The organism is Microbacterium sp. Be9, from assembly GCF_011754135.1.
GTDB lineage: Bacteria > Actinomycetota > Actinomycetes > Actinomycetales > Microbacteriaceae > Microbacterium > Microbacterium maritypicum_A.
Map to the genome: position 1 here is coordinate 1,010,591 of NZ_WNWT01000006.1, position 23,622 is coordinate 1,034,212.

The following is a 23,622-nucleotide window of genomic DNA, read 5'->3' on the forward strand; positions in this document are numbered from 1 at the left end:
GCGGCGTCCAGAGGGGGAGCATGGACGCGAGCTCGATCACGACGGCGCGAGACCGCCACCGCACCACGACGGCTTTCGAACAGTGCGTCAGCGGAAGACGGAACCTCGTCACGGGCGCCGTGTTCTTCGTCGAGGCGGGTGACCACGTCGGTGCGGTGCTGAGCCAGACCCGCCTCGACGACATCGTGTTCGCTCCCGCGGGCGGTGTCGTCATGAGCAGCGACTCCCGGGTGATCCCCTACGACGGTGCTCTGCGCGAGCCCGGCGATCGGATCATGTTCGACGGCGGGCAGACGTTCGAACTCCGGGAGTACGTGGCGGCTCCCTTCCTTCCGATCGTCGGGCCCACTCTCTTCCGGCAGTGCAACGCCGCGGGCGTGGCCGCGTTCCTGAGCGATGCCGATACGGCGAAGGACTCCGGGATCTTCATCGATCCGCTGCTCAGCAGCACGGTTCTGCTCGACTCCCTGCCGTCATTCCTCGGCTCCGGCCGCGAGGGAGACGCCCTGCCCCGCGTGCACGTCACCGCGGAAGGCGAGTACAGGGACGGGCCCGACGGGCTCCTGCTCGGCGAGGTGGGCGATGGGCGGGCAGACATCGAGGCCCGCGCAGGAGAAGGCGCCGGCCGAGGGCGGGCGTTCGCGCGCGTCGTCGACCGCGGGATGCTGGAGGCCGATCTCGACGACCGGCCGTGGATCGCACGGTACATCGGCGCGATCGACCTGCTGCGTCGATGGGAGGGAGTTCCGAGTCGCCCCGCCATCTCCGGCTTCGGCGGACACCTCGTGCGGGCTCTCGACGAACTCGCCGCGCTTCCGGGAGTCGTCTCACCACGCGTCCCGTACCTGCTGACGGGCGACGGCGAGGAGTGGATGCTGATCGATCCCGTGAGCCGGCGCGGGATCCGGCTCGGCATCGACAGCGCACGCGCGGCGGAATGCCTGATCGCGACGGCGGACGAGTCCGCGGCGGTCGGATTGCTGGCGGCCGAGCTCGGCAGGGGGACGAGCAGCGTCGCCTCCCTGGTGCAGGAGGTCCGATGCCGATTGGCGGTGGTCGGCCTCGATCCCGCCGCGGGCGGGCAGGCGGGACTGTGATGCACGACGGTGAGCGGGTGGAAACAGGGGAAATCAGCGGAGCGCGGGCACTCCGCGCATGGATCACCGGGCAGGGGGAGGGGCACTCGCGAGTGTTCCTCCTCGAGAGCGGGGCTCCGGCAGCCGATGTCGCGAAGGTGGCGCGCGGCGACGACGTGGTCCTCCTGCCGGTGGAGAGTGGGATGTACGACGGTCTCGGCAGCGTGGTGCGCTACCGAGGCGCACTGCGAGAAGCGGGTGACGAGCTGTTCTTCGGCGAACACGGCGTCGAACTCCAGGACTATGTCGCTGCTGCGTTCGTCCAGATCGTCGGTCCCACCGTGGTGCGCTTCTTCGACGCATCCAGCGGGCAGGCCTTCCTCGAGGATGCCGAGCTCGCTCGCCGAACCGGGGTCTTCCCCTCGGCGTTGATCGACCCACGGGTGCTGCTCGCGGACCGCGACGCCCTGGACTGCCCGAGGGAGATGAAGACTCCGAAGGCGCTGCGGGTGGGTGCGGACGGCAGTGTCGGCATCGGCGTGCAGGGGCGGACCATCGGCACCGTCGACGACCTGCCGTCCGTTCTCGCCATCCCGCTGCCCCGGGCCGCGGCACTGGGAGAGGTCGCGGCGGGCGATGGGTTCGCCGCCGACCTCGCGAGCCGGGAGTGGATCGGACGCTACCTCAAGGCGACGGACCTCATGAAGATGCTCCGCGCAGAGAACGGCGCCGCCCGGGTCTCGGGATTCGGCTGGTTCCCGATCGACGACGACCTCTCGGATGCCGAACCGTTGACTGCGGATCCGTTTCTGCTCGAGACCGCCGCCGGTTTCCTGCTCGCAGACACCGGGACCCTGCGCCGCCAGCTGCTCACGCCATCGACGGCCCGGGTCATCGCGGTGATACAGACGTCGAGCACGATCGAGATCGCCACCGAGCGCGTGGCTCGGCTGCGGGGCACATCGTCACCGGACGCGCGTGACCTGTGCCTGCAAGCCCGCACCGCTCTCAACGTCCACACGGGCCGGCGTACCGGATCCGCTGACGGGACGAACGGGGCCGAAGGATGACATCGCCGCACGCGCTGTGGACCTCGATGCTCCCCGCGGACTCGACCTTCGCACCGGAGCGCGTCGCCGTCGGCGCTGCCGGGAACCGGATCGAGTTCGCTGACGGATCCACACGTCTCTGCGCGACGAGCGGTCTCTGGAACGTCCCTCTCGGGTTCGGCAACCCGACGGTCGTCGAGGCCGTCAACAGGGCGAATCACGATGCCTCCTATCTCTCGCTGTTCCGCGCGCCCCATGAGTACGCGCAGCGCGCGGCCGAAGCGCTGATCGAGCTCGCGGACCCCGTCCGCTACCGCCGCGTCATCTTCTCGACCTCGGGAGGGGCGGCGAACGACGCGGCGATGAAGCTGGGCAGGCAGTACTGGGCGCAGAAGGGACTCGCGTCCCGCTCGTTGATCGTGGGCCTGAAAGGCAGCTATCACGGCACGGCATACGGCAGTCACGCCCTGAGTGGGGACGACCTCCTCCAATCCGTCTACGCCGTCGACCGCCGGTCGGTGCGGCATGTATCCCACCGCGACGACGGCGAGGAGCTCGAACGGCTGCTGCAGCGGGAGGGGGCGCGCGTGGCATCGGTCGTGGTCGAACCCGTGCTGGGCAGCGGTGCCTACGCGCTGTCTGAGGCGTTCGTCCAGCGTCTGCTCGCACTGCGCGAGGAGTACGGCTTCCTGATCGTCGCCGATGAGGTCGCGACGGGCTTCGGCCGCACCGGGACGATGTTCGCCACCGACAGGTGGGCTGCGGCACCGGACATCCTCATCCTCTCGAAGGCGCTGACCAACGGGGCGATGGGTGCGGCGGCGCTCCTGGTGGGGGAACGGGTCGCCTCGGAGTTCGTGCGGGGCGGGTGGACGTTCGTACATGGCGAGACCCAGGCGGGGACGCCGGCTTGTGCGGCGGCGATCCTCGCCGTGATCGAGGAACTGCGCCGCATCGATGTGGAGTCGACCGCTCAGGCACTGGGCATCGACCTGCTTCGCCTCGCGGCCGAGTGGGAGGCGGACGGTGTGGTCGCGGAGATCACCGGACGCGGGTGCTTCATGGGACTCGGGCTCCGCCACGCGGACGAGAGCCCGCTCTCTGGGCCCGACATCCTTCGCGTCGTCTCCGCGATCGCGGACAACGGCGTCCTGGTGCAACCGGGCCCCAGCTCCATCGAGTTGATCCCGGCCTACGGATTCACTGCGGAGGAGCTTCTCGCCGTGGACGTGGCCATACGTGCAGGCCTGGCTCGGGGAGTGCAGGGATGACCGCGGAGTTCGGTCGACTTCCCACCCTGTGGCAGGGGGAAGGGGCCACCGGCCGGTTGACGAAGCACCTCACGGCCGACCGAGAGAGCCTCATGATCGTGGATTCGGCGGTACCGGTTGCCCTCCCGTCCGGGCGCCGGACCACGACGATCCAGATCGATGCGTCGTCGGTCGACGTCGCTGCAGTCGTCGAACTGGCCCGACAGATCGTGCGTCGATCGCCGAGCGTCATCGTCGCGGTCGGCGGCGGAACCGTTCTCGACGCCAGCAAGATCGCCGCGCTCGCTCTCGCTCGGGGGCGGGTGTTCGACTTCGCCATCGGGCATGCGTCGAGGTCGGCGCTGACTCTCCTTCCCCACGCATTGCCACCCGTCGACATCATCGCCGTGCCGACGACGCTCGGCACCTCGTCGGAGACCAACAGCGTCGGAGTGCTCAGGAACGACAGCGGATACCGGCTCATCGTCGGTCTTGCCCTGAGGCCTCGCCACGCGATCATCGATCCGGGCAATCTGGCTTCGCTGACGCACGCCGCCGTCCGGGAGGGAGCATTGGAAGCCTTCCTCCGGGTAGCGGGCGCCTCGACGAGCTCGCGGAGGAGCGCGCGGCAGAACCGAGACGCCGTCGCGCTCGGGAGAGCCGTCCTCGATTCCGCCACCCGTGACCCGGACTCACGCGGGGGAAGGATGCGTCTCGCTCGACTGAGCGCGGCGACCCAGCGCAGCGCGGCGCTGCGGGGGCCGGACCCCTACAGTGCGCGCCACTGGTATGCGGCGAACGAGATCGCTTTCGTGCTGAGGATCCGCAAGATCGTCGCCACGGCGGCGGTCATCGCGGCGGTCTGGCGGCGGGTCTGTGCAGGGGACGTGCGCTGGGGAGACCGGGAGAGTCTCCAGGACTTCTGGGTGAACGTCGTGGGCGGGATGGCGTTACCGCTGGACCCGCCGACGGGCATCGAGGCCCTGATCGAACGGTGGGGAATCGAGCGTGCTCCGAGACCGAGCCCGGATGACATCGATCGCATCTCCGTCGTCACAGAGAGGGCGTGGGGAAGACGCCACCCGATGCTGCCGGGCCTCCTCGCAGACGACTTCCGTGACGTGCTCCACGACTCCCGGTGGAGTTCTGAGCTGGTCGGCCCTGATCGCCGACCTCCGATTTCTGTTGCGAAGGAGGTGAATTAGATGGGCGAGAAAGTCGAGAGCAGTATCCGGTTCCAGGAGCTGGAAACCATGGAGGCCCCCAGTTGGGAGAGCTTCTATCAGGGCGCGATAGGGGCGTTGGTCCTCATCGGGATCGGCGCAGCCGCGGCCACCTGATCCCTGGCACGCGCAGCGACACGGAAGGGAGGTGAAGATGCACACCACAACGCCGACGCTCGAGTTCACGGAACTCGAGGCCATGGAGGCCCTGAACGACACCGACGACTACATCCGAGGATTCGCCGTGGGAGTCATCATCGGAATTCTCGCCCTGACATAGGGCGGCGACCGACAGCTCGAGAAGGAGGTGCAGATTGCAGATGACGTCTCTGGAGTTCACGGAACTCGAACAGATCGACGCACCGTTGGAATGGTGGGAGCACGCCAGCTACATCATTGCCATCATCGGCGGCGCGGCAGCGATCGCAACCTAATCCCCGGGGTGCGGGTGGAGCATGCCCGTCCGCACCCCACCGCTCCCGTTGAGAGGCGATGTGTGAATGTCCGGTTTGATCACCGAAGCAGTATCGGCGCGGCTCGAGACCGCGGGCGCGGTTCCCCGGGAGCTGGATCTGTACTCCGGGGAGGGCACCGACTTCTATGAGCGATTGGTCGGTACCGACCGTGCAGAGATTCGAGAGGTGCTGGCGCTCGCGAGGAAGACCGACGACCCCATCCTCGACATCGCCGCGGGCGGCGGGAGGTTGACGGTTCCGCTGGTGAGAACGGGAAGAGAGGTCACCGCGATCGATCTCTCCGACGACATGCTCTCCCACCTGCGTCGAGCGCTTCCTGCGCGATCGACGGTGGAGTGCGTCGTGGCGGACATGCGCGACTTCTCCCTGGGGCGGCGATACGGTCTCGTGATCATCGGTGCCACATCCATCACGTTGCTCGATCGTGTGGGCCGCTCGCTCCTGTACGGAAGTGTGGGTCGTCACCTCGCCACCGGAGGCGTGTTCGCCTTCACCGTCGCGGGAGGCGCGGCGGCGCAGAGCCTGGCGGTGTCGAGAACGCAGGAGATCGGCGTCCCCGGTCCGCAGGGCGAAGAGACCTACCTCTTCGCGCAGCAGATGGAAGACGGCGGAGCGGCGCGAGTGGTCAACTGGGTGCGCGTCGCCGACATCGCGGCCGGCCTCGAAGCGACGGTGCTCACGAGCCGCCTACAGGTGCTCGGCCATGACGTCCTCGCCGGGGAGCTCGTCGACGCGGGCTTCGCGGCACCTGCCGTGTCGCCCGTCCGCACCGACCGCGGGGTGGAGATCCTCCTGCTCACGACGTCGTGGGCGGGATCCTCGGGAACGGTGGACGACGATGCCACCGGCTGACTCCCCGCGTCGACGCGGCTCCCGCGCGAGGGTTCGGCTCTCTGCCGATGCATGCCCGAGCCTCGCCTCCGGTGTCGCTTTCGAGGAAGGGGCCGACGACAGGGCATGGATAGCGACGATCCACGGAGTGCCGTCGTCGAGGGTGTCCCGGTCGGTCGCCGACCTGCTCTCGGCGATGAACGGCGAGACCGCGCTCCGCGACCTGCACCTGCGCTTCGCCGCATCCGAATCGCTGGAGGACTTCCTCGACCTCGCCGAGCGCTTCCGCGCCAGTGGACTCCTGAAGGGCGACGCGATCCTCCCGCCCGGGCGGCTGACCTACCGCCCGCCATTCACCCTGCAGATCGCGACGCTCCGTGCTCCCGCCCTCTTCCGGCGCGTGGACCATGTGATCGTCCGACTGCCGGCTCGGGTGGTCCTGGCATCGGTGGTGGTGCTGCTCGGCGGAGGGCTCGTGGCCGCCATCGTTCAGGCGCGGGACCTGCTGAGCGTCCTGACCACGCCGATGCCCTTGACCGGCCTGCTGATCCTGATCGCGGTGCTCTCGCTCGCGACGCTGCTCCATGAGGCCGCCCATGGACTCACCCTCGCCCGCTTCGGCGGGAGCCCCCGTCGTGCCGGCTTCATGCTCTTCTACCTCACCCCCGCGTTCTTCGTGGACGTGACCGACGGCTGGCGCCTCCCGAAGAGATCGCAACGCGTGGCGATCGCGTTGGCCGGCCCCGCAGTGCATGCGGTCATCGCCGCCGTCGCGCTCATCGCCGCTCTCGCGCTTCCGCAGCCGGAGACCGACAGGGCGATGCTGCTGCTCGCTCTCTCCTGCATCGCCGTCGTCATCGTCAACCTGATCCCGTTCGTGCGGTTCGACGGGTACATCGCACTCATGAGCGCGCTCGACGAGCCGAACCTCCGGGGACGCGCCATCCGCGACGCCTCGAACTTCCTGACCCGATTCCTGTTCGGCGGGCGGCGGATCGGCAGAGCCCTGGACACCGCGTGGAGCGTTCCGTTCGGCCTCGCCAGTCTTGCCGCCCCGGTCGTGATGGTCGTGTTCGCCGTCGCGCGCACCGCTCAAGCGCTCGCCGGAGGAGGACCGGTCCTCGGCCTGCTGGTGGTCGTGTTGGAAGCCGTCGTCGTCCTCGTCGGTGTGGCTCTGCTGGCGAAAGCCCTGCGGCGAGTCCTCCGCTCGGGTGTCTCCCGGCTCCGGTTCGTGTGCGTCGGGGCGGTGGTGGTCGCGAGCATCGTGACCGCCGGAGCCCTCATCCGCGTACCCGTCACCGACACGCTCGGCTTCTCCATACACGGGGGCCGGGTGATGCTCCTTCGCGCAGGAGCAGGAGCAGGAGCAGGCGCAGGCGCCGACACCGAGGCGGAGGTGCCGGCGGGCGCCCCGGTCGTGTTGATGAGCAGTGGCATCGTCGCGAACGTGCCGGTGGGAGAGGGCACAGCCAGGCCGCTGCCTCCGACGCCGACGACGGTGCCACTCGACGCGCTGTTTCCCGTGACCGCGGATGGGGTGGCGATACCTGCGGTGGTCGTCGCCGAGGTGCTCGTCGCTGGGAAGAGCGACGGCCTGCCCCCGACGGGGCAGGCGCGGGTCGAGCTCGGTGAGACGGACCTGTGGCAGGCGCTCTGGGCGAGAGGCGTGATGCTGCCGCTGACAGCGCTTCAGGGTGAGAGAGAAGAAGAGGAAGAGAATGAGCGACCACGCGATTGAAGTCCGAGGACTCACGAAGAGGTACGGGCGCCGAACGGCCGTCGAGGAACTGTCGTTCGACGTGCCGCGGGGGACGGTCGTCGGACTCCTCGGCCCGAACGGGGCGGGAAAGTCGACGACGCTGCGGGCACTGGTGGGGTTGATCACTCCGACCAGTGGCGACAGCGTCATCGACGGTGCGCCGTTCTCCGCGCTCGACAACCCTGCATCGCACGTGGGCGTTCATATGGACGGGTTCGGCTTCGAGCTGGGCATCACAGCGAGAAGGCACCTGGAGATCTCCCGCCTCGCGGCCGGCGCACCCCGGGGCCGTGTCGCCGAGGTGCTCCAGGAGGTGGGGCTCGCAGCGGATGCCGACCGTCGCGTGAAGACGTTCTCGACCGGGATGGCACAGAGGCTGGGGTTGGCGACCGCTCTTGTGGGTTCACCCCGGACGCTCATCCTCGACGAGCCGGCGAACGGGCTCGACCCCGACGGCATCCGGTGGCTTCGCCGGTTCCTGCGGAGCTTCGCCGAACGCGGCGGCACCGTGCTGGTCGCCAGCCATCAGCTGGCGGAACTCGAGCAATTCGTGGACGAGGTCGTCGTGATCAAGCGCCGTGCACTCTTCGCGGGGCGGTTGCACGACCTCGTCACGGACGACGGCGACTCCCTCGAGAGCAAGTACTTCGATCTCGTGGGAGAAGCGGCAGCATGAGGAACGCGATCCGCAGCGAAGCGCTGCGTGCAGTGAGCGGACTCTCCGTCCTGCCGGTCTATCTCGTGGCCCTGCTCATGCCGGTATTCGTGCTCGTCTCCGACGGTTCCCGCTTCGAGTTCGCCGGTGTCGATCCCGGCACGGCCACCGCGCGCCTGCTGGAGCCGCTCGCGTGGTCGGTCGTCTCCGCGGCGTTCGTCGGTGCGTACTCCGTCACGCGGGAGTACTACTACGGCTCGATGGACAGAACGCTCACCGGGGTCGGCTTCCGTCGCGTCTTCGGGGGAAAGCTCGTCGCGGCGGTGTTGGCCGCCGTCGCGCTGTCGGTGTGCATCTTCGTCCTCTGGACAGGGGGCGTCTCCGTGATCCTGATCCGGAACGGACTGGCGCTCGCTCTCACACCGGAGTCGTGGCAGCTGTATGCCGGCGCGCTGGCCGGCACGGTCCTCGGTGCACTGATCGGAGTGTCCGTCGGCTGGATCACCCGCAACTACTACCTGACGGCAGGGATCGTCCTCATCTTTCCGATGGTCGTGGAGCTCGCACTCGTGCGCACGGCGCCGGAGGTGGCGAAGTTCTCGCCCGGATTGGCACTCGCCGCGCTGGGTGTTCCCGGCTACCAGGGGCGACTGCTCGAGTTCGCGCCCGCACTCGGTGTCGGGCTCGTCTGGGCCGCAGCTCTCGTCGTGATCGCCTGGTTCAGGGGACGTCGGGGAGCCGCGTGATCGGCCGGGCGCTTCGCGCGCAGGCGCGCAGCTTCGCCGGTGACGTGGTCCTCCTCGGGATGGTGGCAGCGGCGCTGCTGATGTCGCTCGCCGTGGCGACGAGTATTCCGCCCGACCTCGCGGAGGCCCCGGCGGGCGTCCGATCCGCGTTCGCCGAGTCCTTCACCGTCGTGCTCGCGACGTACGGAGCGGTCCTCGCGGCGGTCTACGGCTCCTTCCGATACACGATCGACCGCCGGGACGGTGTCATCGCGCAACGTCTGATGATGCTGCCCCGGTGGACGATCTTCGTCGCCAGGATGCCGACGGCCGCTCTGGGAGGGGCGATCGTGGCGCTCACCGTCGTCGTCGTCGGGCAGATCGCGCTGAACGTGTCCCGGGGCGGTGCGACCCTCGATGGAGCGACCCTCGATGGAGCGACTGTGGCATCGACTCTCGCCCTCGGGGCGGTCGCCGGGCTCTGGGGGATGGGGCTGGGAGTCGTCGTACAGGTTCATCTCGTCGCTCTCTTCGTGGTGTCGATGTCGATGAGCGGGGCGCTGCTCCTCACGATGTTCTGGAGCTCCGGCGCCGGCTATCTCCCGCCCCTCGTGATGCTCCGAGCCCTCGGATTCGACGTGTCAGCCATGGGCATCCCGCCGAACGATCTTCTCGAGAGATCCCTGGCGCTCTGGGTGACCGCAGGCTGGGTGCTCGCCGTGCTCCTCGCCGGGGGAGCGGCTTTCATGAAGCGTGATGTCGGCGCGGAGACGACGTAGGATCCCTAGGTGGCAACACCCAAGATCGTCCTCTTCTACGCCTTCACTCCTCTTGCCGATCCCGATGCCATCCGCGTCTGGCAGCGAGACCTCGGTGAGGCGCTCGGACTGCGCGGACGTCTGCTCATCTCGAAGGACGGCATCAACGGCACCCTCGGCGGCGACATCGGCGCGCTGAAGAAATGGCTGCGCTCGTTCCGCTCGTACCGTCCGTTCGCCGACGCCGACATCAAATGGAGCGAGGGGACCGGTGTGGACGCCGAGGGACGCAGCCTCGACTTCCCCAAGCTCAGCGTCAAGGTGCGCGAGGAGATCGTGTCGTTCGGTGCGCCCGGTGAGCTCCGCGTCGACGAGAACGGCGTCGTCGGCGGCGGCACGCGTCTGACGCCCGAAGAACTGCACGGTCTGATCGACGAACGTGGCGACGATGTGGTGTTCTTCGACGGTCGGAACGCGCTCGAAGCGCAGATCGGACGCTTCCGTGGCGCGGTCGTCCCCGACACCGAGACGACCAGGGATTTCGTCGAGCTTCTCGATTCGGGCGTCTACGACGACCTCAAGGGCAAGCCCGTGGTCACGTACTGCACCGGCGGCATCCGCTGCGAGGTGCTGTCGAGTCTGATGACCGCCCGTGGCTTCGGTGAGGTCTACCAGCTCGAGGGCGGCATCGTCCGATACGGCGAGAAGTACGGCGACGACGGCCTGTGGGACGGATCGCTCTACGTCTTCGACGGCCGGGGCTCCGTGGACTTCTCCGACCATGCCGCGGTCATCGGAGAATGCGTCGGATGCGGGGCGGCGACCAAGCGCACCGCGAACTGCCCCGATCTCTCGTGCCGATCGCAGTTCGTGGTGTGCGAGGAGTGCGGCGCTGTACCCTGCACCTCCCACGCCGCCTGACGGGTCAGATCGTCACACCGGGCTCGGCGGCTCTCGGGGCGTACAGGGAACGCGGGATCAGCACGGCCCGCACCCTGGTGGCCCGATCGGCGCTCTGCCGCAGGCTCGTGAGAACGTCGCCCAACGGCTCGGCGAGGTCGTCCGATGCATCGACGGAGCGGGCGTAGTTCGCACGTTCGACCGCATCCGTCAGACGTCCCATCGCCTCGACGCCGACATCGTGCTGCCGCACCAGTCCTGCCGCGCGCGTGCGTGGCGTGTCGGCGTCAGACACCGGGATCTGCAGGTCGATCAGGGTGTCCCGGAGTTCCGCCCATGCCGCAGCGGAATCTCCTCGACGTGCCCTGTTCAGCCGCGCTCGGCGTTCCACGAGCCGGATCAGTGCGGGAAGCAGGAGCAGCACGACGATGCCGAGGGCTGTGAAGACCACCGGCGTCGGGTCGAGGCGGCGCAGGTCGTCGCCGCTGGCCGCGTCGCCGCCGGCATCGTTGCGGTCGATCTCGGGACCCGAGGTCTGCTCGGCCTGCGGTGCCGTGGTCGGGGCCGGGGCGGACGGGCTTCCGGCACCTCCACCCTGCGTCGCTCCGGGGCGGAAGGCGGTGGGCACACCCAGAGACGCGGTGGGCTCGAACGGAACCCATCCGATACCGGGGAACAGCACCTCCGGCCAGGAGTGCAGCCGGTCGCTGGTCACGGAGAACACCGACTCGCTGCCGCGCTTCTCGTCGGTCAGCGAACCGGGAAGGTATCCGACGACGATGCGCACCTGCATGCCCAGGCTCTCCGCCATCAACGCGAACGCCCCCGCGAAATGGACGCAGTATCCCGACCGCGCCTCGAGGAATTCCGCGACGGCTTCCGCCCCGGTGCCGTCGAAGCCTTCCTCCACCGGGGTCTCCAGCGAGTAGGCGAACTGCGAGCGGAACCAGTTCTGCAGCGCGATGAGCCGGTCGTAGTCGGTGCTCGCCGCCGCGGTCACGTCGTCCGCGAGCTCACCGATGATCCCGGGGAGCTCGACCGGTTCGGCATCGGGATCGACGACGGGGGCGGCGGCATCGATCGCGCGGATCTGCTCGAGGGTGGGGATCAATCTCGACGACGTGACCGTGTAGTCGTTCCCGACGGCGTCCGCGCCGCGGGAGTACAGCGTGCGATTCTCGGGGGCGATCCTCCAGGCATTGCTGAGTCCCTGCACGGCGGTGGCGGGATAGGGCACCGGGAGCCAGGAACTCGACATCCGCAGCACGCGGATGGAGGTGTTCTGTTCTTCCGTCGCGATGTCCTCGCCCCATTCCGGGGGACCGAATCCGTCGTTCTGCGCCTGCAGGTCGCCGTCGTCCGGCTGCCAGACGCGGCCGTCGAAGCGCGAGAGCGTGGTCAGACGCAGGTACGGTGCCGTGTCGCCTTTCGCGGCAACGGTGAGGACTTCGACCGGATTGGGCTGGCGCAGGTCGTCTCCGAGACGCAGCGAGGCGTCGACCGTGACGCCGACCCCGTTGCCGGCGAGGCTCGCGGTGACGGGCAGCATCGGGGCAATGGCCACTGTCGTCGCCAGCGCGGCGGCTCCGAGCGCGACGGCCAACGACGTCGACGAGCGGCGCGGGGATTCCGGATGCCGGCGTGCGGTGTAGCGGAGGAGGAGCAGGGCGACCACGCCGAAGAGCAGGAACCAGGCCACGTTCGTGTCGCCGAGCGTGACGATCATCGGCACGGCGCCGATGACGCCGGCCAAGAGGACGGCCAGCACGGCCGAACGATGCGCGACGAGATGGTCGAGGAGGATCGCGACGACCGCGAAGCCGATGCCCATCACCGCAGCGAGGCCGGGGGAGGGATCCAACGGCGCGGATCCGAACACCACGGCCTCGACGGCGGAGGCCCCGAGCACACCGAACAGCGTCAGCGTCGCCGATGTCGGGACGATCCCGAAGATGGCGGTGTCGCCGGCCACGAGCAGCGTCACGACGGCGATGGCGACCACGATCTGCACGGCGAAGGTGACGATGTCCTGCGCCCACGCCGCTCGTCGCCGCAGCAGGTGTCGCGTCAGCATCCCGGTGCCCGCCACGGCGACGATCACGGCGATCACGGTGAAGGACCACGCCCCGGGGCCGATCACAGAGGTGAACGGCCACATCGCCGTGAGCGCCGCCGTCGCCGCGAGTGCGCCGGGGCCGACGATGCCGGCCGGCTCCTCGTGGTCGCGGTGCCAGAAGGCCGGCCTGCGCGTGGCGACGGTCGGCGCCGGCGGCGCCTGCTCAGCGCGGAACATCGCCGACCCCGATCCGGGCCGAGACGGCGTCTTCCCACGCTGCGGGGATGTCGTCCCCGAGTGGGGCCACCGTCCATCCATGGCGGACGGAGGCCTCGGTGGCGCCGGGGAGCAGCTCTGTGCTGAACAGCATCGGTGCAGCGGCACCTGCTGAACGCAGCAGGGCCGCATCCTCCTCGTCGAGGCGGCCCGTGATGTAGACGAGCGGACCGGGCGGGGTGCCGCCGACGAGCGCCATCAGGTCACGGCTCTCTCCGCGCGGGGTGACCGTCGCGAGTGCAGCGAGCAGACCGTCGCGATCGTCTTCATGCCCGCGAAGCGCGCCGAGCAGCGTTCCTGCGCTGTCGAGAACGTCGACGCTGTACCCCTCCGATGCGAGGTGCACGGCCGCGGAGGCGCACAGGGAGACCGCTGCTTCGAAGGCGGGATCCTCGTCGGTGCCCGGTGCGTCCCAACGGCGCCCGCTGCGGTCGAGCACGACCACTGCGTCGGGGCTGGACTCCTCCTCTTCCTGACGCACCATCAACTGACCGCGATGCGCGGTCGCCCGCCAGTGGATACGACGCATCGAGTCGCCCGGGATGTATCCGCGGGGCGAGAGGTTGTCGCTTCCCTGCCCGAGCCGGGTGGAGGAGGTGTGCGCGGTGCCGCCGGCGGCACCGACACGCACGGCCAGCGGGGCGAGCGCGAACACCTCGGGAACGACCGTCACACTCCTCGTCTCGCCGAATGCCTGCTCGCGCTGCGCCAGACCGAACGGGTCGACCGTGCGCAGCATCAGCGGCCCGAGGGGCCAGACGCCGCGTCGGACACCGGTGATGAGGTAGGTCAGCTGGCCGGTCTCGGGGGGATATTCACCGCCGGAGTCTCCGGAGACCGCGTCGGGGAGCACATCGTGCCAGAGCCCCCGCGGCACCCGGATCGCTCGCAGCGAGAACCGCACCGTCACTCGTGACGTCTCGGACACGGTCAGCAGATCGGTCGAGATCTGGCGGGTGACCGTTCCGGATCGTCGTGGCAATCGCACCGCGATGAGGGAGAAGAGCGTGACGGCCGCGAGCAGCACGCCGATGTAGAGCAGGACGCGCGTGCCGAGGACGTTCGCGGCGATCATGCAGCCGAGCGCGGCGACGAGCGCTCCGGCACCGCGGCCGGTGAGGGATCGACGTCTTCGCATGATGAGGTCTGTCAGGAACGCGTCGCGACGGGGACACGCACCCGCTCGACGATCTGGGTGAGGGCGGCCTCGACCGGCTGCGCGCCGGCGCGATGTGCGCCCCTGGCCGGGAGCAGGCGGTGCGCCAGCACAGGGATGAGCAGCGCGGTGATGTCGTCGGGGATCACGTACTCGCGTCCGTCGAGAGCAGCCCACACCTTCGCGGCCCTGACCAGCTGCAGGGTGGCCCGAGGGCTCGCACCGAGATGCAGGTTCGGGTCGGAGCGGGTGGCTTGGGCGAGCGCGACAGCGTACTCCTCGAGCGCGGGGGCCACGTGCACCGAGCGCGCCCAGGCGATGAGGTGGGCGATGGACGCCGCGTCGGCGACGGGCGACACGGCCGCGAGGGGGCTGACGACATCACGCTGGCGCAGCATGAGAGCCTCGGCGGCGGCATCCGGATACCCCATCGAGATCCGCATCATGAACCGATCGCGCTGCGCTTCGGGCAGGGCGTAGGTCCCCTCCATCTCCAGCGGGTTCTGGGTCGCGACGACCAGGAACGGCTGGGGCAGCAGGTGCGTGGAGCCGTCGACGGTGACCTGCCCCTCCTCCATCGCCTCCAGCAGAGCGGACTGCGTCTTGGGGGAGGAGCGGTTGATCTCGTCGGCGATCACGATGTGCGCGAACACCGCGCCGCGCTTGAATTCGAATTCGCGATCCACGGGGTTGTAGACGGACACCCCCGTGACGTCGCCGGGCAGCAGATCGGGCGTGAACTGGATGCGGCGCACCGTCGCATCCACGCTCGCGGCGAGGGCCCTGGCGAGCATGGTCTTGCCGACCCCTGGAACGTCTTCGATCAGCAGGTGCCCCTCGGCGAGGAGGCATACGAGAGCGCTGCGCACCGCGTCCGGCTTGCCGTCGATGACCTGGCCGATCGAGCCGAGGATCGCAGACGTCTGTGCGGCGAACCTCTCGGCATCCATCGATACCGGGGTCAGGGGGGCGTTCTCTGGCATGCGTTCCCTCTCACGTCGGCGCTGCGGTGCGCGTGACTCGATCGTAACCCTGCACGGGGTGCGCCGCTCTGGCAGGTTCCCCTGAGGATGCACGTGGAGACGTGCGCGGTTCGGACCATCGCGCCGGTCGGGTTAGGATGGTTGACGGCTCTCCGCGTGGCGGCATCCAGGCCAATTCCCCCAGGGCGGAAACGCAGCAAGGGTAACCGGGCTCTGCTGGGTGCGCGGAGAGTCATTTTCTTTGTGCGGGCGTCTCGTTCGTGTGCGGGCTTCTCGCCCCGGGCGCACAGCCCTCTCGTGGCTGCACCTGCGACAATCGTCCGGTGACCGTCACCCCGCCGCCGCAGACGCAGCATCCGCTCGGCCGATTCGCCTCGCCGGTGCTGCTGCTCGTCGCGATGTGGGTCGTGCAGTTCGCCGACGCGATCCTCCCCGGCTCGTTCACCGGATTCGGGCTGCGGTCCTGGGACGTCTCCGGACTCGGCGGCATCGTGCTCGGGCCGCTCCTGCACGCGAACTGGCAGCATCTCATCGCGAACTCCGTCCCGTTCCTGGTGCTCGGCTGTCTCGTCGCGGTCGAGGGCACGCGACGGTTCTGGGCCGTCACCGCGATCGTCGCCGTCGTCGGGGGCATCGGCACCTGGGTGTTCAACGCTCCCGGCACTCTGACGGTCGGGGCGTCCGGGCTGGTCTTCGGCTACTTCGGGTACGTCGTGATGCGGGTGTTCGCCCCCGGCCGTGTGGCGCACCGCATCCTGTACGCCGTGATCGCGATCGTCGTGATCGCGCTGTACGGCGGCTCGATGCTGGCCGGCGTCTTCGGTGTGGCCGACGGCATCTCCTGGCAGGGGCATCTGTTCGGGGCCATCGGAGGTGGCATCGCCGCCCTCGCCGGCCGCCGGCCGCGAACCGGCGGAGCCCTCGCGCCATGAACGCCGCACCGGCATCGCGGGCCGGACGCAGGCCGGCGACGAAGAAGCCGGCAACCAGAGGCACGCGCACGAAGAGCACGACGAACACCAAGAAGACCAGGAAACGCCGCGGTCCCGGCGCGCGACGGCAGGCGGCGAATCGTCTGCGCCGGCGGAAGATCCTGCAGCGCATCCTGATCTCCGGGGGCGCCGTCGTCGTCGCCGTCGGTCTGTTCGTGCTCATCCCCCTGGGGCTCGCGCGCGATCCCGCGCCGATCTTCATCGACCGCCCGCAGACGTTTCCTGCGGAGGGCATCGAGGGATGGAGTGGTGAGCAGCTCGAGAACGCGGCCACCATCATCCGCACCGCCGCGGTTCTCGGCTACGCGCGTGAGGGGCAGATCCTCGGGGTGATGACGGCGATGGGGGAGAGCAGCCTGCGCAACATCGACTACGGCGACTGGGAGACGCGCGGATTCACCAACCCCGATGGAACCCGGACGACCAGCATCGGACTCTTCCAGCAGCAGGAGTGGTGGGGAAGCGTGGAGCAGCGGATGGATCCGGCGACCGCGACGACGCTGTTCTTCGATCGCCTCGGACGGCTCCCGGACTGGCAGACGATGGAGCCCTCCCACGCGATCCACTTGGTGCAGATCAACACCGACCGCGACTACTACTCGCGGTTCCAGGCGGATGCCACGGCGGTCGTCGATGCGATGTCCGGACCGTGCGAGTGACGTCGCGGCATTTGACCCGGTGAGACGCTCGGTGCGTTCATGGATGCCGCGCCTAAGCTGAAGTCGTGGCGCAGAGCATCTACATCACCTCGGCCGAAGGCCATACCGGAAAGTCGACGATCGCCCTCGGGGCGCTCGACGTTCTGATGCGCGTCTCGCCGCGGGTGGGCGTGTTCCGTCCGATCGCCCGCTCGGTCACCGCGCGCGACGAGATCCTCGAACTGATGCTCGCGCACGACGGGGTGAACCTCGACTACGAGGACTGCATCGGCGTCACCTACGACGATGTGAGGGCCGACCCGGAGGGCGCCCTGTCGACCATCGTCGCGCGGTTCAAGGCGGTCGAGGCCCAGTGCGATGCCGTCGTCGTCATCGGCAGCGACTACACCGATGTGGCCAGCCCTGCGGAGCTCGGTTTCAACGCCAGGATCGCCGCCAACCTCGGAGCCCCGGTGCTCCTCGTTCTCAGCGGTCGCGACCAGCAGCGCCAGGCCGAGCAGTTGGGCACCACCACGGCGCGGTCGGCCGCCGCGATCGCGCAGATCGCGGCGCTCGCCCTGTCCGAGTTGACGGAGGAGCGGGCGGAGCTGTTCGCCGTCGCGGTCAACCGCGCCGACCCGGAGGCGCTCGACGCCATCATCGAGGCGGTGCATGCCGCGCTCCCCGCGGAGAGCACGCCGGTATGGGCGATCCCCGAGGACCGTGCTCTCGTCGCGCCGTCGATCCGAGGCATCCTCGCGGCCGTCGACGGCACGCTGCTCAAGGGCGACGACGATCGTCTCACGAGGGAGGCGCTGACGATCGTCGTCGCGGGCATGTCGATGGTGAACGTGCTGCCCCGACTGACCGAGGAGGCGGTCGTGGTGATCCCCGCCGACCGCACCGAGGTGCTGCTGGCTGCGCTGCTCGCCGATTCGTCCGGCACCTTCCCCCGCATCGCCGGCATCATCCTGAACGGGCCGTTCCCACTGCCGGAGCCGATCGTGCGACTGCTCGACGGCTTTGCCTCGTCGGTGCCGATCATCACGACGGATCTCGGCACCTATGACACGGCGGTGCGCGTGATGAGCACCCGCGGACGCATCTCCGCCGATTCGCGCAGCCGCTATGACCGTGCGCTCGGCCTCTTCCAGGCGCATGTCGACATCGCCGAGCTCACCGAGCAGCTCGGTCTCGCCGAGGCTCACGTGGTGACGCCGCTGATGTTCCAGTACGGACTCATCGAACGCGCACGCGGGGACCGCCGCCGCATCGTGCTGCCGGAGGGGGACGACGATCGCATCCTGCGCGCCGCGGCCACGCTGCTCGCGAGAGAGGTCGCCGACCTGACGATCCTCGGCGACGAGGCAAGCATCCGCGCCCGCGCCGTCGAACTCGGCATCGACATCACGGCGGCCCAGGTGCTCAGCCCGACCGATCCCGAGCTGGTCGAGCGTTTCGCCGCGGAGTACGCCCGGCTACGGGCCCACAAGGGCATCACGCTCGCCCAGGCGGCGGACACGGTGACCGACGTGTCGTATTTCGGCACGATGATGGTGCACCTCGGCCTCGCCGACGGCATGGTGTCGGGCGCCGCGCACACCACCGCTCACACGATCCGCCCGTCGTTCGAGATCATCAAGACCAAGCCGGGAGTGAACGTGGTCTCCAGCGTGTTCCTGATGGCGCTCGCCGACCGCGTGCTCGTCTACGGCGACTGCGCCGTGATCCCCGACCCGACCAGCGAGCAGCTCGCCGACATCGCGATCTCCTCCGCGACGACCGCCCGGCAGTTCGGCATCGATCCGCGCGTGGCGATGCTGTCGTACTCGACGGGGGAGTCCGGATCCGGTGCGGACGTCGACAAGGTGCGCGCCGCCACCGCCCTCGTGCGCGAACGGGCGCCCGAGCTCCCGGTCGAGGGGCCGATCCAGTACGACGCCGCCGCGGATGCGGCGGTGGCCAAGGCCAAGCTCCCCGGCTCCGCTGTGGCCGGACGGGCGACCGTGTTCGTCTTCCCCGACCTGAACACCGGCAACAACACCTACAAGGCCGTGCAGCGCTCAGCCGGCGCCGTCGCGATCGGCCCGGTGCTGCAGGGGCTCAACAAGCCGATCAACGACCTCTCCCGCGGTGCGCTCGTCGACGATATCGTCAACACGGTGGCGATCACGGCGATCCAGGCGCAGGGAGCCGAGCAGGCGGGAGAGGCGGCATGAGCGCCATCCTGGTCATCAACAGCGGCTCCTCCTCGTTGAAGTACAGCCTGATCGACATCGAGCAGGAGAATCTGCTCGCGAGCGGGCTGATCGAGCGCATCGGTCAGGAGATCAGCCCGGTCGCGCACACGGTGCGCCCCGCGGTCGACGGCGACGCCGTGCCGACCATGCTCGACGCCACCTACCGCAGTGAGAGGCCGATCGCCGATCACGCCGCCGCCTTCGAGGTGATGCGCGAGCAGTTCGTCACGCACGGTCCCTCACTCGACGAGCATCGCCCCGTCGCTGTCGGGCACCGCGTGGTCCACGGCGGCGCCCGCTTCTACGCCCCTACTCTGATCGATGCCGACGTGGAGCGGCAGATCGACGAGCTCGCGGTGCTCGCACCGTTGCACAACCCCGCGAACCTCGCCGGCATCCTCGCCGCGCGCGCCGTGTTCGACGACGTTCCGCACGTCGCGGTGTTCGACACGGCCTTCCATCAGACCCTCCCTCCCGCCGCCTACACCTACGCGATCGATGCGGCGCTCGCCGCGGAGCACCGGGTGCGCCGCTACGGCTTCCACGGCACGAGTCACCAGTACGTCAGCGAGTCCGCCGCCGCGTTCCTCGGTCGTGACCTCGGGGATCTCCGGCAGCTGGTGTTCCACCTCGGCAACGGGGCCTCGGTGACCGCGATCGACGGCGGCCGCTCGGTGGAGACCTCGATGGGGCTCACCCCTCTCGAGGGGCTCGTCATGGGCACGCGCTCGGGCGACATCGATCCGGCCGCGCTCGTGCACCTGTCGCGCCGCGCCGGGCTGTCGATCGACGACCTCGATTCTCTGCTGAACACCCGCAGCGGACTCGCCGGTCTCGCCGGGCGCAGCGACATGCGCGACATCCTCGCGGGCGTCGAGGCGGGGGAGGACGCGGCGATGCTCGCGTTCGACGTGTACGTGCACCGGCTGCGCGCCTACGCCGGCGCCTACATCGCACAGCTGGGGGGAGTGGACGTCATCTCCTTCACCGCCGGCGTGGGCGAGAACGCCGCGCCGGTACGCGCCGGCGCGATGGCGACGCTCGGCTTCGCCGGTGTGGAGATCGACCCCGCCAGGAATGCGGCACGAGAGCGCGGCATCCGCCGGATCTCCACGGATGCCTCCCCGGTGACCGTCCTCGTCGTGCCGACCGACGAGGAGCTGCAGATCGCGCGACAGACGGCGGAGCTGCTCTGATCGCTGCGCCGATCCTCCCGCAGGGGTTACCCCGCGGTGCGCGACCGCATTACGCTTGCACAGTGGCACGGAGAGGTGCCGGCCCGACGATCGCCCTTCTCCTGGAGGCTCTGTGCCCGAAGCACTGCCCGACCTGTTCCACGCCGACGGCGTGCTCTTCGACCTCGACGGCGTGCTCACCCCGACGGCCGAGGTGCACATGCGCGCCTGGAAGGCCGTGTTCGACGATGTGTTCGCGCGATGGGGGATCACTCCGCCGTACACCGATGCCGACTACTACGACTACGTCGACGGCAAGAAGCGCTACGACGGCGTCGCGAGCCTGATGCACAGTCGCAACGTCGAACTGCCGTGGGGCGACGTCGACGACGACCCCTCGGCCGAGACCGTGTGCGGTATCGGCAACCGCAAGAACGCCGCGTTCGCCGCATCGCTGCGCGGCCAGGGGATCGCGCCGTATCCCGGCTCGCTCGCACTCGTCGAGAGCCTGCATTCCGCCGGAGTCCCGCTCGGCGTGGTGTCGAGCTCCAAGAACGCCGAAGAGGTCCTGGGGGCCGCGGGCCTGCGCTCCTTCTTCCGGATCGTCGTCGACGGCGTCGTGGCCGAACGCGACGGACTCGCCTCCAAACCCGCCGCCGACATGTTCGCCGCCGGTGCCGTCGCCCTCGGGATCGACCCCGCCCGTGCGGTCGCCGTGGAGGACGCCACGTCCGGCGCCGCCTCCGCTGCGGCGGCCGGCTTCGCAACCGTGGTCGGCGTCGACCGTGGCACGGGTGCCGACGCCTTGCGCGCGGCCGGCGCCACCGTCGTGGTCGACGACCTCGCCGTCCTCCTTCCCTCTTCCCGCACCGACATCCCGGAGACCGCATGATCGACCGCGACCGCTTCCCCGTCGACCCGTGGCGTCTGATCGACACTCACTACTCGGAGGAGGGCGTCGGAGAGACGCTGTTCTCCGTCGGCAACGGCTATCTCGGCCTGCGCGGCAACCACATCGAGGGTCGTGGCGCCCAGGAGCACGGCACGTTCATCAACGGCCTGCACGAGACCTGGCCGATCCGTCACGCCGAGCAGGCCTACGGCTTCGCCGAGGTCGGGCAGACGATCGTCAACGCACCGGATGCGAAGGTCATGCGCGTGTACGTCGACGATGAGCCGGTCTCGCTGGACGACGCCGATGTGCGCGAGTACCGGCGCACACTCGACCTGCGCACCGGCGTGCTGGAGCGCCACGTGGTCTGGGAGACCCCGTCCGGCAAGCGCGTGCGCATGCGGGACGAGCGCATCGTCAGCTTCGAGGAGCGGCACCTCGCGGTGCTGCGGCTCGAGGTCGTGGTCGAGAACGCCGACGCGCCCGTCACCATCAGCTGCCAGCTGCTCAACAGGCAGGACGGTGCGGGCGTCTACGCGGGCACACCGATCGGCACGAAGGCCGCGGCGTTCGACCCCCGCAAGGCCGAGAAGATCGCCGACCGCGTGCTGGAGCCGGCCGAGCACTGGCAGGACGGGCTGCGATCCGCGCTCTCCTATCGTGTCGCCGATTCGGGCATGACCGTCGCCGTGGTCGCCGATCACGTCGTCGAGACCGAGAACGAGTACAACGCCCGCACGCTGGTGGAACCGGACATCGCCAAGAACGTGTTCCGTGTGCAGGCGAAGGCCGGCGTGCCGATCACCGTGACCAAGCTCGTCAGCTACCACACGTCGCGAGGCGTGCCCCCGCGCGAGCTCGTCGACCGCTGCCGTCGCTCGCTCGACCGGGCGGCGGACGAGGGCGTCGAGACCGTGTTCCGTCGGCAGCGGGAATGGCTCGACGCGTTCTGGGAGCGCAGCGACGTGCAGATCGGCGGGCGCGACGACCTGCAGCAGGCCACCCGCTGGTGCCTGTTCCAGCTCGCCCAGGCCTCGGCGCGTGCCGACGGCGCCGGAGTCCCCGCCAAGGGCGTCTCCGGCTCGGGATACAGCGGGCACTACTTCTGGGACACCGAGATCTACGTGCTCCCGTTCCTCACATACACCTCGCCACGCTGGGCGTACAACGCGCTGCGCGCCCGTGTGCGCATGCTCCCGGCCGCACGTCGTCGGGCCGCGCAGCTCAACGAGGCGGGGGCGCTCTTCCCCTGGCGCACGATCAACGGTGAGGAGGCCTCGGCCTACTACGCGGCCGGCACGGCGCAGTACCACATCAACGCCGACATCAGCTTCGCCCTGGGCAAGTACGTGCGTGCGACGGGGGACGAGGAGTTCCTGCGTCGGGAAGGCGCCGACATCGCGATCGAGACCGCCCGGTTGTGGGCGACTCTCGGCTTCTGGCGTGCCTCCCGGTTGATCGAAGGCATGCCGGGGGAGGGGACCGAGACGTTCCACATCCACGGCGTCACCGGCCCCGACGAGTACACGACGGTCGTGAACGACAACCTCTACACGAACGTCATGGCGCGCTACAACCTCCGCTACGCGGCCAAGATCGTGCGCGAGATCAGGGAGAGCTATCCCGAGGACTACGTGAAGCTGGTCGACCGCACCGGCCTCGGCCCCGGCGAGGCCGAAGCCTGGGATCGCGCCGCAGAGGCCATGTACATCCCCTACAGCGAGGGACTCGGCATCCACCCGCAGGATTCGCTGTTCCTCGAGCGTGAGGTGTGGGACCTCGCCAATACGCCCGCCGATCAGCGTCCGCTCCTGCTGCACTTCCACCCCCTCGTGATCTACCGGTTCCAGGTGCTCAAGCAGGCCGACGTCGTGCTGGCGCTCTTCCTGCAGGGCAATCACTTCACGCCAGAGGAGAAGAAGGCGGACTTCGACTACTACGACCCGCTGACCACCGGCGACTCGACTCTCTCGGCCGTCGTGCAGTCGATCCTCGCCGCCGAGGTGGGGTATCAGGACCTCGCGCAGAAGTACTTCGAGCAGTCGCTGTTCGTCGACCTGCACGACCTGCACCACAACGCGGCGGACGGCGTGCACGTCGCTTCCGCCGGCGGGGTGTGGACGGCTCTGGTGTGCGGTTTCGGCGGGATGCGCGACTACGCCGGCGAACTGAGCTTCGACCCGCGGCTTCCGGCGAGCTGGCCGTCGCTGTCGTTCCCGCTGCAGTGGCAGGGATCGACGCTGCACGTGACGGTGACTGCGGCCGAGCTGCGCGTGCAGGTGAGGAACGGACCCCCCGTTCCCTTCAGCGTGCGAGAGACCGCGTACATCGCGACCGTCGACGACGAGGTCGTCGTGCCGCTCGCGGATCAGGGTCCCCTGCTCCCCGGTCGTCCGACGCTCCGACAGTTCGCCGACGCTCGACGCGAGGACGGCACGCGCATGTCGGCATCCGTTCCCGTGATCACGACGACGATCCCGGTGATCGAGACGATCGACTGATGCTCGGGCCC

Annotated in this window: 22 protein-coding genes and 1 other RNA gene; 20 read left to right on the forward strand and 3 right to left on the reverse strand. The window is 69.3% G+C overall.

Annotated elements, in window-relative coordinates:
• The first annotated feature begins 20 nt into the window (after positions 1-20).
• The 13 genes from mpaB (GLO27_RS15835) to GLO27_RS15880 all read left to right on the forward strand — a co-directional run bounded on the left by mpaB (GLO27_RS15835) (position 21) and on the right by GLO27_RS15880 (position 10,723).
• Complete coding sequence (gene mpaB, locus GLO27_RS15835) at positions 21-1,097, forward strand: daptide biosynthesis RiPP recognition protein (protein ID WP_167255653.1); 1,077 nt, start codon at positions 21-23, stop codon at positions 1,095-1,097.
• Entirely contained in the window at positions 1,097-2,146 is a 1,050-nt protein-coding gene (gene mpaB, locus GLO27_RS15840) for a daptide biosynthesis RiPP recognition protein (protein ID WP_167255655.1), read from the forward strand. Before mpaB (GLO27_RS15835) ends, mpaB (GLO27_RS15840) begins: the two co-directional genes overlap by 1 nt.
• Complete coding sequence (gene mpaD / locus GLO27_RS15845) at positions 2,143-3,396, forward strand: daptide-type RiPP biosynthesis aminotransferase (RefSeq protein WP_021199161.1); 1,254 nt, start codon at positions 2,143-2,145, stop codon at positions 3,394-3,396. The genes mpaB (GLO27_RS15840) and mpaD overlap by 4 nt, the downstream gene beginning before the upstream one ends.
• On the forward strand, positions 3,393-4,580 hold the full coding sequence (mpaC, locus tag GLO27_RS15850) for a daptide-type RiPP biosynthesis dehydogenase (protein ID WP_167255657.1): 1,188 nt from the start codon (positions 3,393-3,395) through the stop codon (positions 4,578-4,580). The genes mpaD and mpaC overlap by 4 nt, the downstream gene beginning before the upstream one ends.
• Positions 4,581-4,715 (forward strand): MpaA1 family daptide-type RiPP, encoded by a 135-nt coding sequence (mpaA1, locus tag GLO27_RS20110; protein ID WP_021199159.1) that lies wholly within the window; start codon positions 4,581-4,583, stop codon positions 4,713-4,715.
• Positions 4,716-4,752: 37 nt separating this feature from the next.
• On the forward strand, positions 4,753-4,878 hold the full coding sequence (gene mpaA2 / locus GLO27_RS20115) for an MpaA2 family daptide-type RiPP (RefSeq protein ID WP_268741823.1): 126 nt from the start codon (positions 4,753-4,755) through the stop codon (positions 4,876-4,878).
• 40 nt (positions 4,879-4,918) lie between these two features.
• A complete protein-coding gene (gene mpaA3 / locus GLO27_RS20315; RefSeq protein ID WP_021199157.1) occupies positions 4,919-5,032 on the forward strand; it encodes an MpaA3 family daptide-type RiPP in 114 nt (37 codons plus the stop codon).
• Between the two features lie 66 nt (positions 5,033-5,098).
• Positions 5,099-5,926, forward strand: coding sequence for a daptide-type RiPP biosynthesis methyltransferase (gene mpaM, locus GLO27_RS15855; protein ID WP_167255659.1), 828 nt, complete (start codon positions 5,099-5,101; stop codon positions 5,924-5,926).
• Positions 5,913-7,643, forward strand: coding sequence for a daptide biosynthesis intramembrane metalloprotease (gene mpaP, locus GLO27_RS15860; RefSeq protein WP_347878407.1), 1,731 nt, complete (start codon positions 5,913-5,915; stop codon positions 7,641-7,643). The genes mpaM and mpaP overlap by 14 nt, the downstream gene beginning before the upstream one ends.
• Positions 7,624-8,340 (forward strand): ATP-binding cassette domain-containing protein, encoded by a 717-nt coding sequence (locus GLO27_RS15865; protein ID WP_167255663.1) that lies wholly within the window; start codon positions 7,624-7,626, stop codon positions 8,338-8,340. The genes mpaP and GLO27_RS15865 overlap by 20 nt, the downstream gene beginning before the upstream one ends.
• Complete coding sequence (locus tag GLO27_RS15870) at positions 8,337-9,065, forward strand: hypothetical protein (RefSeq protein WP_029258729.1); 729 nt, start codon at positions 8,337-8,339, stop codon at positions 9,063-9,065. The genes GLO27_RS15865 and GLO27_RS15870 overlap by 4 nt, the downstream gene beginning before the upstream one ends.
• Positions 9,062-9,823, forward strand: coding sequence for a hypothetical protein (locus GLO27_RS15875; protein ID WP_167255665.1), 762 nt, complete (start codon positions 9,062-9,064; stop codon positions 9,821-9,823). Before GLO27_RS15870 ends, GLO27_RS15875 begins: the two co-directional genes overlap by 4 nt.
• Before the next feature lie 9 nt (positions 9,824-9,832).
• Entirely contained in the window at positions 9,833-10,723 is an 891-nt protein-coding gene (locus tag GLO27_RS15880; protein ID WP_029267290.1) for a rhodanese-related sulfurtransferase, read from the forward strand.
• Between the two features lie 4 nt (positions 10,724-10,727).
• On the opposite strand, the gene GLO27_RS15885 is transcribed toward GLO27_RS15880, so the two are convergent.
• The 3 genes from GLO27_RS15885 to GLO27_RS15895 are packed head-to-tail and all read right to left on the reverse strand — an operon-like array spanning position 10,728 to position 15,173.
• Positions 10,728-12,995 (reverse strand): DUF3488 and transglutaminase-like domain-containing protein, encoded by a 2,268-nt coding sequence (locus GLO27_RS15885; protein ID WP_167255667.1) that lies wholly within the window; start codon positions 12,993-12,995, stop codon positions 10,728-10,730.
• A complete protein-coding gene (locus GLO27_RS15890; protein WP_167255669.1) occupies positions 12,982-14,172 on the reverse strand; it encodes a DUF58 domain-containing protein in 1,191 nt (396 codons plus the stop codon). Before GLO27_RS15890 ends, GLO27_RS15885 begins: the two co-directional genes overlap by 14 nt.
• 11 nt (positions 14,173-14,183) lie before the next feature.
• Positions 14,184-15,173: a MoxR family ATPase gene (locus GLO27_RS15895; RefSeq protein WP_021199148.1), complete on the reverse strand. Its 990-nt coding sequence runs from the start codon at positions 15,171-15,173 to the stop codon at positions 14,184-14,186.
• Positions 15,174-15,316: 143 nt separating this feature from the next.
• Here GLO27_RS15895 and ffs point away from each other — a divergent pair.
• From ffs to GLO27_RS15930, 7 genes are all read left to right on the forward strand, one after another.
• Positions 15,317-15,413, forward strand: an RNA gene (gene ffs / locus GLO27_RS15900) — signal recognition particle sRNA small type.
• An 83-nt stretch (positions 15,414-15,496) separates the two neighbouring features.
• Positions 15,497-16,105, forward strand: coding sequence for a rhomboid family intramembrane serine protease (locus GLO27_RS15905; protein ID WP_021199147.1), 609 nt, complete (start codon positions 15,497-15,499; stop codon positions 16,103-16,105).
• Complete coding sequence (locus tag GLO27_RS15910) at positions 16,102-16,824, forward strand: hypothetical protein (RefSeq protein ID WP_167255671.1); 723 nt, start codon at positions 16,102-16,104, stop codon at positions 16,822-16,824. Before GLO27_RS15905 ends, GLO27_RS15910 begins: the two co-directional genes overlap by 4 nt.
• Before the next feature lie 65 nt (positions 16,825-16,889).
• A complete protein-coding gene (gene pta / locus GLO27_RS15915) occupies positions 16,890-19,022 on the forward strand; it encodes a phosphate acetyltransferase (protein ID WP_167255673.1) in 2,133 nt (710 codons plus the stop codon).
• The gene (locus GLO27_RS15920) at positions 19,019-20,239 is read left to right on the forward strand and encodes an acetate kinase (RefSeq protein ID WP_021199144.1); all 1,221 of its coding nucleotides are present in this window, start codon (positions 19,019-19,021) and stop codon (positions 20,237-20,239) included. Before pta ends, GLO27_RS15920 begins: the two co-directional genes overlap by 4 nt.
• A gap of 112 nt (positions 20,240-20,351) precedes the next feature.
• Positions 20,352-21,110: an HAD-IA family hydrolase gene (locus GLO27_RS15925; protein ID WP_021199143.1), complete on the forward strand. Its 759-nt coding sequence runs from the start codon at positions 20,352-20,354 to the stop codon at positions 21,108-21,110.
• Positions 21,107-23,611: a glycoside hydrolase family 65 protein gene (locus tag GLO27_RS15930; RefSeq protein WP_167255675.1), complete on the forward strand. Its 2,505-nt coding sequence runs from the start codon at positions 21,107-21,109 to the stop codon at positions 23,609-23,611. The genes GLO27_RS15925 and GLO27_RS15930 overlap by 4 nt, the downstream gene beginning before the upstream one ends.
• The last annotated feature ends 11 nt before the right edge of the window (positions 23,612-23,622 follow it).